1 protein-coding gene (only partly in view) is annotated in these 17550 nt (G+C 70.8%); it reads left to right on the forward strand.

The features are described 5' to 3' along the window. Nucleotides 1–17550: the 5' portion of a type I polyketide synthase gene (locus ACIRG5_RS07580; protein WP_402901700.1), read on the forward strand. Its footprint extends 9738 nt past the window's final position; the window shows 17550 of its 27288 coding nt (coding positions 1–17550); the start codon lies at nucleotides 1–3; its stop codon lies off the right edge, out of view.

The following is a 17550-nucleotide window of genomic DNA, read 5'->3' on the forward strand; positions in this document are numbered from 1 at the left end:
GTGCAGGAAGAGCAGCAGGACAAGGTTGCCGACTACCTGAGGCGAGTCACGGTCGAGTTGCGCCGGTCTCGCGAACGCGTCCTCGAACTGGAGCAGAAGCACAGCGAGCCCATCGCGATCGTGGGCATGTCGTGCCGCTTTCCCGGCGGGGTGACCACACCCGAGCAGCTGTGGGAGGCCGTGGTCTCCGAACGGGACCTGGTCTCCCCGTTCCCGGCTGACCGCGGCTGGGACCTGTCCTCGCTGCGTGATCAGTCGCTGGCGCAGGAAGGCGGGTTCCTGCGCGACCTGGCGTCGTTCGACGCCGGCTTCTTCGGCATCTCGCCGCGCGAGGCCCTGGGCATGGACCCGCAGCAGCGCATGATGCTGGAGCTGACGTGGGAGGCCCTGGAACGCGCGGGCCTGGACCCTGCCGCGTTGCGCGGCTCGCAGACCGGCGTCTTCGTGGGCACGAACGGCCAGGACTACGCGGACCTGGTGTCGGTGGACGGCGACGGGCACGCCTCCACCGGCCTCATCGCGTCCGTGCTGTCGGGCCGTCTCTCCTACACGTTCGGCTTCGAGGGTCCCGCTGTCTCCGTCGACACCGCCTGCTCCTCTTCCTCTGTCGCCATGCATCTCGCGATGCAGGCCTTGCGCGGCGGCGAGTGCTCGCTGGCACTGGCGGGTGGCGTGACGATCATGGCCACGCCGAGCTCGTTCATCGAGTTCACCCTGCAACGCGGCCTCGCCTCCGACGGCCGCTGCAAGGCCTTCTCCGACTCGGCCGACGGCGTCGGCTGGGCGGAGGGCGCCGGCCTGCTCGTGCTGGAGCGGCTGTCGGACGCCGTGGCCGCCGGCCACCAGGTGCTGGGGCTGCTGCGCGGTTCGGCCGTCAACCAGGACGGTGCCTCCAACGGTCTGACCGCACCGAACGGCCCGTCGCAGCAACGCGTGATCCGCGCCGCGCTGGCCTCCGCCGGTCTGGCGCCTGCCGACGTCGACGCAGTGGAAGCGCACGGCACCGGCACCACCCTGGGCGACCCGATCGAGGCCGCCGCCCTGATCGCCACCTACGGCCAGGACCGCGCCGTCCCGCTCTACATCGGCTCCATCAAGTCCAACATCGGTCACACGCAGGCGGCGGCGGGCGTCGCCTCGGTGATCAAGGTCGTGCAGGCGATGCGGCACGGTGTCCTGCCACGCACCCTGCACATCACCGCACCTTCGTCCCACGTCGACTGGACGGCGGGCTCGGTCTCGCTGCTGACCTCCGCGACCCCGTGGCCGCCCGTCGACCGCCCGCGCCGCATCGGCATCTCGTCGTTCGGCGTCTCGGGCACGAACTCGCACCTGATCCTGGAAGCGCCGCCCACCCCGGAATTGTCAGACCTGCCTGAGACGATAGAGATGGGGGCCGAAAGCCCCCTGGGGGCCAGCAAGTCGGAATCGATTCCGAGCGTGCCGTGGCTCGTTTCTGCCAAGTCCGAGGCGGCGCTCACCGCTCAGATCGCCCAGCTGCGGGAAGTCACCGCGGACGCGAAGGACATCGGCCACGCCCTGTCCGTGCGGACGCTGTTCGAACACCGCGCGGTCCTCCTCGACGGCGCTGAGATCGCGCGCGGCATCGCCGGCGAGAAGCAGCTCGCGATGCTGTTCAGCGGCCAGGGCTCCCAGCGTCTCGGCATGGGCCGCGAACTGTACGAGGCGTTCCCCGCGTTCCGCAGCGCGTTCGACGAGGTCGCGCAGCACCTCGACGTGAGCGCGATGTGGGGTGACGACGCCGACGCCCTGGACCAGACCGGTACCGCGCAGCCCGCGATCTTCGCGCTGCAGGTCGCGCTCTACCGTCTGTTTCAGGAGTTCGGGGTCAAGGCAGACCACGTCGCCGGTCACTCGATCGGCGAGATCGCCGCCGCGCACGTCGCGGGCGTGCTCAGCCTCGAAGACGCCTGCACCCTCGTCCAGGCCAGGGCCCGGCTCATGCAGGCCCTGCCCACTGGCGGCGTGATGATCGCGCTCCAGGCCACCGAAACCGAGGTGACCCCGCATCTCACCGCGGGCGTGTCCATCGCCGCGATCAACGGCCCGGACTCGCTCGTCGTCGCCGGTGCGGAAGACGAAGCCCGCGCGGTCGTCGCCCGGTTCGAGGACCGCAAGTCCAAGCAGCTCCAGGTCAGCCACGCGTTCCACTCGCCGCTGATGGACCCGATGCTGGACGACTTCCGCGCCGCCATCGCACACCTGACCTTCAACGCGCCCACCATTCCGGGCCTGGGCGACGTCGCGAACGCCGGCTACTGGGTCCGCCACGTCCGCGCCGCGGTCCGCTTCCACGACACCGTGCAAGCTCTGGGCGACAGGAGGTTCCTGGAGATCGGCCCCGACGGCGTGCTGTCCGCGCTGGTCGACGGCATCCCCTCACTGCGCAAGGACCGCCCCGAAACCCAGACCCTGATCACCGCGCTCGCCCGCCTCCACGTCGCGGGCACCGACGTCGACTGGACGCCGTTCTACGAAGGCGCCACCAGGATCGACCTGCCGACGTACGCGTTCCAGCGCCAGCGTTTCTGGCCGTCGACCCCGAAGAACGCCGACGCCTCCGTACTCGGCCTCACCGCCGTCTCCCACCCGCTGCTCGGCGCGGCGATGGAACTGGCCGACGGCCAGGGAGTCGTGTTCACCAGCAGGCTCTCTGCCACCACCCACCCGTGGCTCGCGGACCACGTCGTCGGCGGCCGGATCCTGTTCCCCGGAACCGCTTTCGTCGAACTCGCGTTGCGCGCCGCCGACGAACTCGGCCTCGACCGTCTGGACGAACTGACCCTCTCCGCGCCGCTGGTGCTCAACGATCCGGTGCAACTCCAGGTCGCGGTCGGCGCCCAGGACACGACAGGACGCCGCTCCCTCGCCGTCTACTCACGGCTCGACCCGGACACGCCGTGGCTCGAACACTGCACCGGCTACCTCACGTCCGGCACCGCGACCGCCCCCGACACGTCGGTGTGGCCGCCACAGGGAGCGGAACCCGTTTCTCTGGAAGAGTTCTACGAGCGGTTCGCGGACAACGGCTTCGCGTACGGCCCGGCATTCCAAGGCCTCCAGGCGGTCTGGCGAGTCGGCGACGACGTCTACGCCGAGGTCTCCATCGCAGCCGAGGCCGACCGCTACGGCCTGCACCCCGCCCTGCTGGACGCCGCGCTGCACGCCGCCGACCTCAGCACGTCCGAGGGAGGCATGCCGTTCGCGTGGCAAGGAGTCTCGCTGCACGCGACCGGTGCGTCCGCGCTGCGCGTGCGGATCCGGCCTCAGGGCGAGTCGTTCGCGATCACCGCGACGGATCCCCACGGCACCCCGGTCATCTCGATCGACTCGCTCGTCACCCGCCCGATCCCCGCCGACGACTCCGGAATCGCGCGCGAAGCCCTGTTCCACGTCGACTGGACCCCCGTCGCCCTTCCCACCGAGACCGCCGCGGCCGAGGTCGAGCACGTCGTCTCCGAGAGCACTCCGATCGAGTCCGCGCACGCCCTGACTTCGCGGGTGCTCGCGCGCCTGCAGCAGTGGATCGCCGACGAACGACAGGACCGCCTGGCGTTCGTCACGCGTCCCGGCGACCTGGGCGCGGCGGCCGTGTGGGGCCTGGTGCGGTCGGCGCAGACCGAACACCCAGGCCGTTTCGTGCTGGTGGAGGCGGACGGCGACGTTCCGGCGGAGGTCTTCGCGCTGGACGAGCCGCAGATCCGGTTGCGCGGCAACGAGGTGTTCGTGCCGCGCCTGGCCCGCCTGACCCCGGCCGGCGAGTTCTCCTGGCAGGGCAAGGTTCTCATCACCGGAGGCACCGGCGGACTTGGTCTCGTGATCGCCCGCCACCTCGTTGCCACGCACGGCGTCCGCGACCTGCTGCTCGTCTCCCGGCGCGGCGAGGCCGACGTCACGGAACTGGAAGCGCTGGGAGCACAGGTCACCGTCGAGACGTGCGACGTCTCCGACCGTGCCGCCGTTGGCGATCTGCTGGCACGCCACGAGGTTCGCGCGATCGTGCACACCGCGGGCGTCCTCGACGACGGTATCGTGGAGGCCCTGACGCCCGACCGCCTCGGCACCGTGTTGCGTCCCAAGGTGGACGCCGCCTGGCACCTGCACGAGCTGGCCACGAACGTCGACGCCTTCGTCGTGTTCTCCTCGGTCGCGGGCACGATCGGCACGGCGGGCCAGGGCAACTACGCCGCCGCCAACGCGTTCCTCGACGGCCTCGTGGAACACCGCCGCGCGAACGGCCTGCCCGGCACGTCGCTCGCGTGGGGCCCGTGGATCGCGGGCATGCTGTCCGGTGCCGACGCGGAACGCATGGCGCGCAACGGAATTCCGGGCTTCACCGTCGAGCAGGGCGTCGAGCTCTTCGACGCGGCCATCACCGCCGGCAACGCCGTCCCCGTGCGCCTCGACCTGCCCGTGCTGCGCGGCCGCGGTGACATCCCGCCGATGCTGCGCGGCCTGATCAAGACCCGTCCGCGCCGTGTCGTCGCGGGCTCGGACACCGCCGTCTCGCTCACCGGACGCCTGGCGTCGCTCGACGGCACCGCGCGCCTGGAAGCGTTGCTGGACCTCGTGCGCGGCCAGGTCGCCACCGTCCTCGGGCACGCGGGCACCGACGAGATCGACCCCGGACGCGCCTTCCAGTCACTGGGTTTCGACTCGCTCACGGCCGTCGAACTCCGCAACCAGCTCACCGCCGTCACGGGTCTGCGCCTGCCCGCGACCCTGATCTTCGACTACCCGAACGCCGGCGTGCTCGCCTCCTACCTGTGCGACGAACTCTTCGGCGCTGACACGATCGTTCCTCTGGCACAGGCGCGTTCCGCGGTCTCCGACGACCCGATCGTGATCGTCGGCATGGCCTGCCGCTACCCCGGAGGCGTGTCGTCGCCGGAAGACCTGTGGCGCCTGGTGGTCGACGGTGTCGACGCCGTCACCGACATGCCGTCCAACCGCGGCTGGGACGTCGACGCGCTCTACCACCCGGATCCCGACCACATCGGCACCTCGTACACCCGCTCCGGCGGCTTCCTGCACGACGCACCGCTGTTCGACCCGGCGTTCTTCGGCATGTCCCCGCGTGAAGCCCTCGCGACCGACTCGCAGCAGCGCCTGCTGCTCGAAACCGCCTGGGAGTCCCTGGAACGCGCCGGCATCGACCCGGTTTCCCTGCGCGGCAGTGCGACCGGTGTCTTCGCGGGCGTCATGTACACGGACTACTCGGTCGTGATCAGCGGCAGCGAGTTCGAGGGCTACCAGAGCATGGGCAGCGCCGGAACGTTCGCGTCCGGCCGCGTCTCCTACACCTTCGGCTTCGAGGGCCCGGCCGTCACGGTCGACACCGCCTGCTCTTCGTCTTTGGTGGCACTGCACCTGGCCTCACAGGCCCTGCGCAACGGTGAGTGCACCCTTGCTCTCGCCGGCGGCGTCACGGTGATGTCGACCCCGTCCACGTTCATCGAGTTCTCCCGCCAGCGCGGCCTGTCCGCCGACGGCCGCTGCAAGTCCTTCTCCGACACCGCGGACGGCGTGGGCTGGTCCGAGGGAGTGGGCCTCCTCGTCCTGGAACGCCAGTCCGACGCGATCCGCAACGGCCACACCATCCTCGCCGTCGTGCGCGGCTCCGCCATCAACCAGGACGGCGCCTCGAACGGCCTGACCGCCCCCAACGGCCCCTCCCAGCAACGCGTCATCCGCTCGGCCCTGGCCTCCGCGGGCCTGTCGGTCGCCGACGTCGACGTGGTCGAAGCCCACGGCACCGGCACGACCCTGGGCGACCCGATCGAGGCCCAGGCACTCCTCGCCACCTACGGCCAGGACCGCGCCGAACCACTTCTACTCGGCTCCATCAAGTCGAACATCGGCCACTCCCAGGCCGCCGCGGGTGTCGCAGGCGTGATCAAGATGGTGCACGCGATGCACCACGGCCTCGTCCCCGCCACCCTGCACGCGGACGAGCCCTCCACCCACGTGGACTGGGAAGCCGGCGACATCACCCTGGTCACGACCTCCACCGAGTGGCCGGCCGCGTCCCGCCCGCGTCGCGCCGGCGTCTCGTCGTTCGGCGTCTCGGGCACGAACGCGCACGTGATCTTGGAAGCTCCGAGCGCGCCAGAACTGTCAGACCGGCCTGAGATGATTGAGATGGGGGCTCGCAGCCCCCTGGGGGCCGGGCAATCCGAATCGATTCCGCAGAGTGGCGCGGTGCCGTGGTTGCTCTCGGCGAAGTCCGCGGCGTCGCTGGACGGGCAGATCGACCGGGTGCTCGCGCTGGAGGGCGATGCGCGGGACATCGGGTACTCGCTCGCGCTGAAGACGACCTTCGACCACCGGGCCGTGGTGCTCGGTGGCCAGGTCGTGGCCCAGGGTGCGGCGAGCGGGAAGCCGCTCGCGTTCGTCTTCTCCGGGCAGGGGTCGCAGCGGCTGGGCATGGGCCGCGAGCTGTACGAGGCGTTCCCCGCCTTCGCGCGGGCGCTGGACGACGTGTTGGAGCATCTCCAAGGCGTCCGCGAGATCATGTGGGGCGACGATGCCGAGGCGCTGGACCAGACCGGGGTCGCGCAGCCCGGGATTTTCGCGGTCGAGGTGGCGTTGTTCCGGTTGCTGGAGTCGTTCGGGGTGCGGCCCGATCAGGTCGCCGGGCACTCCATCGGTGAGATCGCCGCGGCGCACGTCGCCGGAGTGCTCAGCCTTGAGGACGCGGCCAAGCTGGTCCAGACGCGGGCCGCTCTCATGCAGGCGCTGCCGTCCGGTGGCGCGATGGTGTCGGTGATCGCGTCTGAGGAAGAGGTGCGCGCTCAGCTGATCGACGGTGTGTCCATTGCCGCCGTCAACGGACCTCGGTCCGTGGTCATCGCCGGCGTTGAGGCAGAGGTCCTGGCCCTCGCGGAGAACTGGAAGAACAAGCGGCTGAAGGTCAGTCACGCGTTCCACTCACCGCTCATGGAGCCGATGCTCGATGACTTCCGTGAGGCGATCAGTGGGCTGACGTTCCACGAGCCTGTTGTCGGAATGTCGACATCCGGGGATGTCACGACCGTCGACTACTGGGTCAATCACGTCCGTGACACCGTGCGGTTCCACGACAACGTCACGCGGTTGGGTGACGTGACGCTGGTCGAGGTCGGGCCGGACGCGCAGTTGACGGCGATGGTTGACGGGTTGATTCCGACGTTGACGCGGGTCAAGTCTGATGTTGAATCAATGTTGACCGCACTCGGTCATGTACATGTCAACGGAATCAATGTTGATTGGTCGCAGCTGTACACCGGCGGTCGACGCGTCGACGTGCCGACGTACGCGTTCGAGCACCAGTCGTACTGGCCGGAGAACACCGCGAAGTCCGACGTCAGGTCGGCCGGGCTCGGCGCGGTGGAGCACCCGCTGCTCGGTGCGGCTGTCGAGCTCGCGGGTGGCGCTGGCTACCTGTTCACGGCTCGGCTGTCGCGCCGCTCCTGGCTCGCTGATCACACCGTGCACGGCGCTGTGCTCGTGCCGGGCGCGGCGCTGGTCGAGCTGGCGGTCCGGGCGGCCGACGAGGTCGGGCTGGATCGCGTCGAGGAGCTCACGCTCGCCGCGCCGCTGGTGCTGCCGGAGAGCGGCGGCGTCCAGGTTCAGCTGATCGTGGGCGTCGAGGAGAACGGCCGCCGCTCGATCACCATCTACTCACGCGCTGAGGCCGCGGCCGACGAGCCGTGGACGGAGCACGCCACCGGTGTGCTCGGATCCGGCGGAACCGTCGCTGAGGTCGGCGAATGGCCGCCGCGCGCCGATGCGATCGACATCGCGGACGCCTACGAGCGGTTCGCGGAGAACGGGTTCGAGTACGGACCCGCGTTCCAGGGACTGCGGGCGGCGTGGCGTAGCGGCGACACCGTGTTCGCCGAGGTCGCGTTGCCCGAGGGCGTGTCGGTGAGCGGCTTCGGGCTGCACCCCGCGCTGCTCGACTCCGCGTTGCACGCGGCGTTGCTCGTCGACGACAGTGCCGGGCTCCCGTTCTCGTGGGAGGGTGTCCAGCTCCACGCGACGGGCGCGACGGCGTTGCGCGTGAAGCTGACCCGTGACGGCGACAGCCTCGCCATCGCGCTCGCCAACACCACCGGCGCACCGGTCGCGTCGGTGGACGCGCTGGCGGTGCGCGCCGTCTCGGCCGAGCAGCTCAGCACGAGTGACCGCGACTCGCTGTTCCAGCTGGACTGGGTCGAGGTCGGTCTGCCCGCCGAACCCGCCGCGGACGTCGTGGTGGAGCACGTCGTCGCCGACGGCGAGGTCGTCCAGGCCACGCACGCGCTCGTGGCGCAGGCACTGGCGCGGCTGCAGGAGTGGATCGCCACCGAACGGCCCGAGAAGCTCGTGTTCGTCACCGGCCAGGGATGCCTGGCGGGCGCGGCGGTGCGGGGCCTCGTGCGGTCGGCGCAGACCGAGCACCCCGGCCGGTTCGGCATCATCGACACCGACTCCGGCGAGTTCGTCGCACGGGCGTCGGGCATCGACGAGCCCGAGCTGATCATCCGCGACGGCGTGGTGAAAGCCGCCAGGCTCGCGCGGGCGGCCGGTGTGCGGAGCGAGGTCACCTGGCAGGGGCCGGTGCTGATCACCGGCGGCACCGGTGGACTGGGCGGCGTCATCGCGAAACACCTCGTCGCACAGGGCGTCGAGGACCTGGTGCTGGTCAGCCGACGCGGCGAGAAGCCCGAATGGGTCACCGAACTGGACGCGCGCGTCACCGTCGCCAAGTGCGATGTGTCGGACCGCAAGGCCGTGCGGAAGCTGGTGAAGAAGTACCCGGTCCGGTCGATCGTGCACGCCGCCGGCGTGCTGGACGACGGCGTGATCGAGTCGCTGACGCCGGAGCGCCTCGCGACCGTGCTCAAGCCCAAGGTCGACGCCGCGTGGCACCTGCACGAACTGGCGGGCGACCTGGACCGGTTCGTGCTGTTCTCGTCCGTCGCCGGAACGCTCGGCAGCGCCGGCCAGGGCAACTACGCGGCGGCGAACGCGTTCCTCGACGCGCTCGCAGAACTCCGGCCGAACACCGTCTCGCTCGCCTGGGGCGCCTGGGAAGGCGGCATGGCCGGGCATCTGTCCGAAGTGGACGTCGAACGCATGCGTCGCGCCGGCATGCCGCCGATTTCGGTGGAGCAGGGCGTGGAGCTGTTCGACACGGCCATTGCACACGGCGGCGGCGCGCTGGCACCGTTCCGGCTCGACCTCGCCGTGCTGCGGGCCAAGGGCGAGGTGGCGCCGGTGCTGCGCGGCCTGGTCCGGACGCGCTCGAAGCGTTCGGTCGCCGGCTCGGACACCGCTGTCACCCTCGTCGCGCGGCTCTCCGCACTGTCCGAGACCGACCGGTTCGAAGCGCTGCTCGACGTCGTCCGCGTGGAGGTCGCCGGGGTTCTCGGCCACGTCAACGCCCAGGTGATCGACCCGGCGCAGCAGTTCCGCGACCTCGGTTTCGACTCGCTGACCGCCGTCGAACTGCGCAACCGCCTCACCGCGTCGACCGGCATCCGCCTGCCCGCGACGCTGATCTTCGACTACCCGACGTCCGGCGCGCTGGCGTCCTACCTGCGCGACGAGTTGCTCGGAGCCGTCGCCGTCACGCCGAACCTGCCCGCGCTGGTGTCCACTTCGGACGATCCGATCGTGATCGTCGGCATGGCCTGCCGCTATCCCGGCGGCGTCACGACTCCGGAAGAGCTGTGGCGGCTCGTGATGGACGAGGTCGACGCCGTCACCGGGTTCCCGTCCGATCGCGGCTGGGACCTCGAAGGCCTCTACCACCCGGATCCCGACCACATCGGCACCTCCTACACGCGGTCCGGCGGTTTCCTGCACGACGCGGCCGAGTTCGATCCGTCGTTCTTCGGCATGTCACCGCGGGAGGCGCTGGCGACCGACACCCAGCAGCGCCTGCTGCTGGAGACCGCCTGGGAGGCCCTGGAACGCGCGGGAATCGACCCGGCGTCGTTGCGGGGCAGCGCGACCGGCGTGTTCACCGGCCTGATGTACAACGACTACCAGTCCGTAGTCGGTGGCGGCGACATGGAGGGACACCAGGGCCAGGGCAGCGCGGGCAGCGTCGCCTCGGGCCGCGTGTCCTACGTGTTCGGGCTCGAGGGCCCCGCCGTCACGGTCGACACGGCGTGCTCGTCGTCACTGGTCGCGATGCACTGGGCGATCCAGTCGCTGCGGTCGGGGGAGTGCTCGCTCGCGCTGGCCGGCGGCGTGACGGTGATGTCCACACCGTCGACGTTCATCGAGTTCTCCCGGCAGCGCGGCGTTTCCGAGGACGGGCGCTCGAAGGCGTTCTCCGACTCGGCGGACGGTGTCGGCTGGGCCGAGGGCATCGGCCAGGTCGTGCTGGAACGCCAGTCCGACGCGCTGCGCAACGGCCATCGCATCCTCGCGGTCGTCCGTGGATCCGCGGTCAACCAGGACGGCGCGTCCAACGGCCTGACCGCCCCGAACGGCCCGTCACAGCAACGAGTCATCCGCGCCGCCCTGGCTTCCGCCGGTCTCACCGTCGCCGATGTCGACGCCGTCGAGGCGCACGGCACCGGAACGCCGCTGGGCGACCCGATCGAGGCTCAGGCCCTGCTCGCCGTGTACGGCCAGGACCGCGACGAACCGCTGCTGCTCGGCTCCGTCAAGTCGAACATCGGCCACTCGCAGGCCGCCGCCGGTGTCGCGTCGGTGATCAAGATGGTGCAGGCGCTGCACCACGGCGTGCTGCCGCGCACCCTGCACATCACCGAGCCGTCGTCGCACGTCGACTGGGAGGCCGGCGCCGTCGAACTGCTGACCTCGACGCGCGAGTGGCCTTCCGTCGCCCGCCCGCGTCGCGCCGGTGTCTCGTCGTTCGGCGTCTCGGGCACGAACGCGCACGTGATCCTGGAAGCGCCGAGTCTTCCCGAAGCCCGGCCGGTGCAGTCACCGGCTGGTCCGGTGCCGTGGCTGGTGTCGGCGAAGTCCGCGGAGGCGTTGGAAGCCCAGGTCGAGCGGATCCGCGCGGTCGAAGCCGACCCGGTCGACGTCGGGTTCACGCTGGCCGCGCGGACGGCGTTCGAGCACCGCGCGGTCGTCCTCGGCGAGGACGTCGTCACCGGCCAGGTCACGACCGCGGGCAAGACCGTGTTCGTGTTCCCCGGCCAGGGCTCGCAGTGGGTCGGCATGGGTAGCGAACTGCTCGCCACCAACGAGGTGTTCGCCCAGAAGATCGCCGAGTGCGACGCGGCGCTGCGGCCGTTCGTGAACTGGTCGTTGATCGAGGTCCTCCGCGACGAACTGCCGCTGGACCAGGTCGACGTCGTGCAGCCCGTGCTGTGGGCGGTCATGGTGTCGCTGGCCGAGGTCTGGCGTTCGCACGGCGTCGAGCCGCAGGCGGTCGTCGGCCACTCGCAGGGTGAGATCGCGGCGGCGGCCGTCGCCGGGGCGCTCACCCTCGACGACGCGGCACGGGTGGTCGCGCTGCGCTCGCAGGCCGTCGACGAGGCGTTGTCGCGCAAGGGCGGCATGCTGTCGGTGCCGTTGCCGGTGGACGAGGTGCGGCCGCGGATCGCGCGCTTCGAGGACCGGGTCGCGGTCGCGGCCGTGAACGGGCCTCGCGCCACGGTCGTCGCGGGCGAGGTCGAGGCGCTCGCGGAGATCGTGCTGGAGTGCGAGACGCAGGGCATCCGGGCGCGCATGATCGCGGTCGACTACGCCTCGCACACCCCGCAGGTCGAGGCGATCCGTGAACGCGTGCTGGCTGATCTGGCGGAGCTGCGGCCGCGCACCGGCACGATTCCGTTGTACTCCACGGTGACCGGCGAACCCATCGACACCACGATCATGGACGCCGGCTACTGGTTCACGAACCTGCGGCAGACCGTCGAGTTCCAGAACGCCACCAGCGCCCTGCTGCGCGACGGTTTCCGGTTCTTCGTCGAGCCGAGCGCGCACCCGGTGCTGACGTTCGGTGTCGAGCAGACCGTCGAGCACCACGACACCGAGGCCGTCGTGCTCGGAACGTTGCGGCGCAACGAAGGCGGCCACCTGCCCATCGCTCTCGCGCAGGCTCACGTGCGAGGGCTCGACGTCCGGTGGGACTTCCCCGGCGGTGAGCTGATCGACCTGCCCACCTACGCGTTCCAGCGACGGCGGTTCTGGCCGTCCCGGCAGGTACGGCCCGGCGAGCACCCGCTGCTCGGAGCCGCGGTCAGCGTCGCGGGCAGCGAGGACGTGCTGTTCACGTCGAGGCTGTCGGCGCACTCACACCCATGGCTCGCGGATCACGCCGTCAATGGGACTGTTCTGTTGCCTGGCACGGCATTCGTCGAACTCGCGGTCCGGGCGGGTGACGAGGTCGGCTGCGAGCAGCTCGACGAGCTCACGATCTCCGCACCGCTCGTCCTCGACGGATCAGTGCAACTGCAGGTCGCGGTGAAGGCCGAGGACGCGAGCGGACGCCGCCAGATCGCGATCTACTCGCGCATCGAGAACGACGCGCCGTGGACGCAGCACGCGTCCGGAACGGTGTCGACTGGCAGCGCTACCAGCGACTTCGATGCGTCCATCTGGCCGCCTCAAGCCGAAAGCGTTGACGTCGAAGGAGCTTACGAGCGCTTCGCGGACATGGGCTTCGAGTACGGGCCCGCGTTCCAGGGCCTGCGGGCGGTGTGGCGTTCCGGCGACGACGTGTACGCCGAGGTCACCACGTCCGAGGAGACCACGGGCTTCGGCCTGCACCCGGCGTTGCTGGACTCCGCGCTGCACGCCGCGTTGCTCGCGAAGGACGGCGCCGGGCTGCCGTTCTCGTGGGAAGGCGTGTCTCTGCACGCCACCGGTGCGACGGAGCTGCGGGTTCGGCTGCGCTCCCACGGTGACGCGATGGAGATCGCGCTCGCCGACACCACCGGTCAGCCGGTCGCGACCGTCGAGGCGCTCGTCGTGCGGCCCGTCGCGTTGCCGCGCAACGAGGTCGACCGCGACTCGCTGTTCCGCATCGAGTGGACGCCTGCCGCGTTGCCGTCCGACGCCGCGGAGAACGTCGTCATCGAGCACGTCGCAGGCGACGGCGACGTCATCGAGTCGACGCGCACGCTGACGACGCGAGTGCTCGCCAAGCTCCAGGAGTGGATCTCCGGCGAACGCACCGAGCGGCTGGCATTCGTGACCCGCGAGGGGGATCTGGCCGGGCAGGCCGTGTGGGGCCTGGTGCGGTCGGCGCAGACCGAACACCCCGGCCGGTTCGTGCTGGCCGACATCGACGACGAAGCCGTTCTGCCGCAGGCGCTTGCCACGGACGAACCGCAGGTGCGCATCAGGCAGGGTCAGCTCTTCGCGCCACGGCTCCAGCGCGTCGCGGCGGCCCAGGAGACCGTCTGGGAGAGCCCGGTGCTGATCACCGGTGCGGGCGGGCTCGGTGGCGTGATCGCCCAGCACCTCGTCGCCGAGCACGGCGTCACGGAGCTGATCCTGGCCAGCAGGAGCGGTCGCAGGCCCGACTGGGAGGTGGACGCGGCCGTCAAGGTCGTCAAGTGCGATGTCAGTGACCGCAAGGCATTGCAGCGTCTGCTGAAGAAGCACCCCATCAAGTCGGTCGTGCACACCGCCGGAGTGCTGGACGACGGCGTGATCGAATCGCTCACACCCGAGCAGTTCGACACGGTGTTGCGGCCCAAGGTCGACGCCGCGTGGCACCTGCACGAGTTGCTGCCCGACGCCAGGATCGTGTTCTTCTCCTCCGCCGCCGGCATTCTCGGCGGCGCGGGCCAGGGCAACTACGCGGCGGGCAACGCGTTCCTCGACGCGCTCGCCGAGCACCGCGGCAACGCCGTCTCGCTGGCCTGGGGCACGTGGGAGGCGACGGTCGGTCTCACCGGTTCGCTGACCGACGCCGACCGGGAACGCCTGGTGCGCGCCGGAATGCCACCGATCACACCGGCGCAGGGCACCGCGTTGTTCGACGCGGCGCTCGCGACCGGGGAAGCGGTGCTGCTGCCCGCACGCCTCGACCTCGCGGCGCTGAGGGCACAGGGTGAGGTTCCCGCGTTGCTGCGCGGCCTGATCCGGACACGTGCTCGCCGCGCGGTCGCCGGTTCGGACGCGGCGACGGGGCTGGCCGCGAAGCTGCGCCCGCTGGGCGACGCCGAGCGCCTCGACGCGGTGCTCGACCTGATCCGCGCGCAGGTCAGCGCTGTGCTGGCGTTGGAGGGCTTCGACGCCTCGCGGGCGTTCCGCGACCTCGGGTTCGACTCGTTGACCGCCGTCGACCTGCGCAACCGCCTCACCGCGGTCACCGGACTGCGGCTGCCCGCGACCCTGGTGTTCGACTACCCGACCGCTCACGTGCTCGCGACGTTCCTGCGTGACGAACTGTTCGGCGCGGACGGCGGCGGTGTCGTCACGACGCGGACGGTGTCGGACGACGACCCGATCGTCGTCGTCGGCATGGCCTGCCGGTTCCCCGGCGGGGTCAGCACGCCCGAGGACCTCTGGCGGCTCGTGCTGGACGGCACGGACGCGATCTCCGAGTTCCCGTCCGACCGCGGCTGGGACCTCGACACCCTGTTCTCCGGCAACGACATCGGCACCTCCTCGACGCGTCTCGGCGGCTTCCTGCACGACGCGGGCGAGTTCGACCCGGCGTTCTTCGGCATGTCGCCGCGGGAGGCCCTCGCGACGGACTCGCAGCAGCGCCTGCTGCTGGAGACCGCGTGGGAGGCGTTCGAACGTGCCGGGATCGACCCGGTCTCGTTGCGCGGCAGCGACACCGGCGTGTTCGCGGGCGTCATGTACAACGACTACGCGCAGCTGCTCGGCGGTGAGTTCGAGGGCCATCACGGCACCGGCTCGTCCCCGTCGGTCGCGTCCGGCCGAGTGTCCTATGTGCTCGGTCTGGAAGGTCCGGCCGTCACGATCGACACCGCCTGTTCTTCCTCTTTGGTGGCAATGCATCTCGCGGCGCAGTCGCTGCGGACGGGGGAGTCGTCGCTGGCGCTCGCCGGTGGTGTCGCGGTGATGTCGACGCCGGCGACGTTCGTCGAGATCTCCCGGCAGCGCGGCGTCTCGCCGGACGGCCGCTGCAAGGCGTTCTCCGAAGGCGCGGACGGCACCGGCTTCTCCGAGGGCGTCGGCCTGCTGGTGCTGGAACGCCAGTCGGACGCCCTGCGCAACGGTCACAACGTCCTCGCCGTGCTGAAGGGCACCGCGGTCAACCAGGACGGCGCGTCCAACGGCCTGACCGCGCCGAACGGCCCGTCGCAGCAGCGGGTGATCCGCGCGGCACTCACGTCCGCCGGTCTGACCCCGCTGGACGTCGACGCCGTCGAGGCGCACGGCACGGGCACCTCGCTGGGCGATCCGATCGAGGCGCAGGCGCTGCTCGCCGTCTACGGGCAGGACCGCGCCGAGCCGCTCTACCTGGGCTCGATCAAGTCGAACATCGGCCACACCCAGTCGGCGGCCGGTGTCGCCGGCGTGATCAAGATGATCATGGCGCTGCGCCACGGCGTGCTGCCGCGGACGTTGCACGTGTCCGCGCCGTCCTCGCACATCGAGTGGGACGCGGGTGCCGTCGAACTGCTCACCTCGTCCCGCGAGTGGCCCGCGGTCGACCGGCCGCGTCGCGGCGGCGTGTCGTCGTTCGGCATCAGCGGCACGAACGCCCACGTCATCATCGAGGCTCCGGAATTGTCAGACCTCCCTGAGCTGAGTGGGATGGGGCCTCGCAGCCAGGTCGGCGCGGTGCCGCTCGCGGTGTCCGCGAAGTCTTCTGGTTCGCTGCGGGCGCAGGTCGAGCGGATCAAGGCGCTCGTGGCCGGCGGGCGTGACCCGATCGACGTCGGATTCTCGCTGGCCGCCCGTAGCAGGTTCGACCAGCGCGCGGTGATCGTCGGCGACGAGGTCGTCGAAGGCGCGGTCGCGGACGCGGGGCCAGGGCCGGTGTTCGTGTTCCCCGGCCAGGGCAGCCAGTGGCACGGCATGGCGGTCGCGCTGCTGGACGAGGACGAGACGTTCGCCCGGTGGATGGCCGAGGCCGACCGGGCGATCGCCGGGCACGTCGGGTGGTCGGTCATCGACGTGCTGCGCGGTGAGGCCGAGCTGCTCCAGAGCATCGAGGTCCTGCAACCCGCCCTGTTCGCGATCATGATCTCGCTCGCTCAGACGTGGCGCGCGAACGGCGTCGAGCCCGCGGCGGTCGTCGGGCACTCGCAGGGGGAGATCGCCGCCGCCTACATCGCCGGTGCGCTCACCCTCGACCAGGCCGCGCGGATCGTGGTCAGGCGGTCGCAGCTGTTCGCGGACGAACTCGTCGGCAACGGCGCCGTCGCGAGCATCGCGTTGCCCGCGCCGGAAGTCGAGAAGCTGCTGCCGCCGGAGCTGGCGATCGCGGGCGTCAACAGTCCGCACGCCTGCACGGTCGCCGGCGACGTCCCCGCGCTCGAGAAGTTCGTGGAAAGCTGTGTCGCCCAGGACATCCGGGCTCGCGTGATCGGCTCGACCGTCGCCTCGCACTGCGCACAGGTCGACCGCCTGCGCGGCCAGATCCTCGACCTGTTCGCGGACATCACGCCGCAGCCCGGCACCGTGCCGTTCTACTCGACCGTCACGGCCGGGCGCATCGACACCACGACCCTCGACGCCGAGTACTGGTTCCAGAACGCCCGGCAGCCCGTCAGCTTCGCGAAGGTGGTCGAGAAGCTCGTCGCGGACGGCCACCGCGTGCTGATCGAGTCGAGCGCGCACCCCGTGCTGATGCTGCCCGCGCAACAGACAGCGGAAGCGATCGGCACCGAGATCGTCGCCATCGGGTCGCTGCGCCGTGACCAGGGAGGCAACCGCCGGTTCACCACCTCGCTCGCCGAGGCGTGGGTCGCGGGTCTCGACGTCCGGTGGCGGTACCCGGGTGGCCGAACCGTCGCGCTGCCGACCTATCCGTTCGACCACCAGAGGTTCTGGCCCGAACCGCTCGTCAAGGACACCTCCGACCCGGTCGACGCCGAGTTCTGGGAACTCGTGGACAACGGCGGCCTGGAGGACATGGGCGTCGGGCAGGGCGTCGCGCACACGCTCGCTCAGTGGCGCAACCGCCGCAAGTCAGAATCCACAATGGACACCTGGCGGTACCGCGACCAGTGGACCCCGGTCACCGTCAGCGGAACGCCGACCGGCTCCTGGCTGGTCGTCACGTCCGGCACGGTCGCTCAGGACGTGATCGACGCGCTCGACGCCGTTCACCTCGACGTCGACGAGCAGATCACCCGCGCCGACCTCGCCGCGTGCCTGCCCGAAACGATCGACGGCGTCATCGCGATGACCGGCTTGCAGGCGACGATCACGCTGGTCCAGGCACTGGCGGAAGCCGGTGTCAGCGCGCCGATCTGGGCCGTCACCCGCAACGCCGTCGCGGTCGGCGGCGAGCAGGTTGACCCGGCGCAGACCGCGATCTGGGGCCTCGGCCGTGTCGCCGCACTCGACCTGCCCCGCCGCTGGGGCGGCCTGATCGACCTGCCCGCTTCGCTGGACGACAAGGCCGCACAACGGTTC

The sequence above is a fragment of the Lentzea sp. NPDC102401 genome, from assembly GCF_044765805.1.
Taxonomy (GTDB): domain Bacteria; phylum Actinomycetota; class Actinomycetes; order Mycobacteriales; family Pseudonocardiaceae; genus Lentzea; species Lentzea sokolovensis.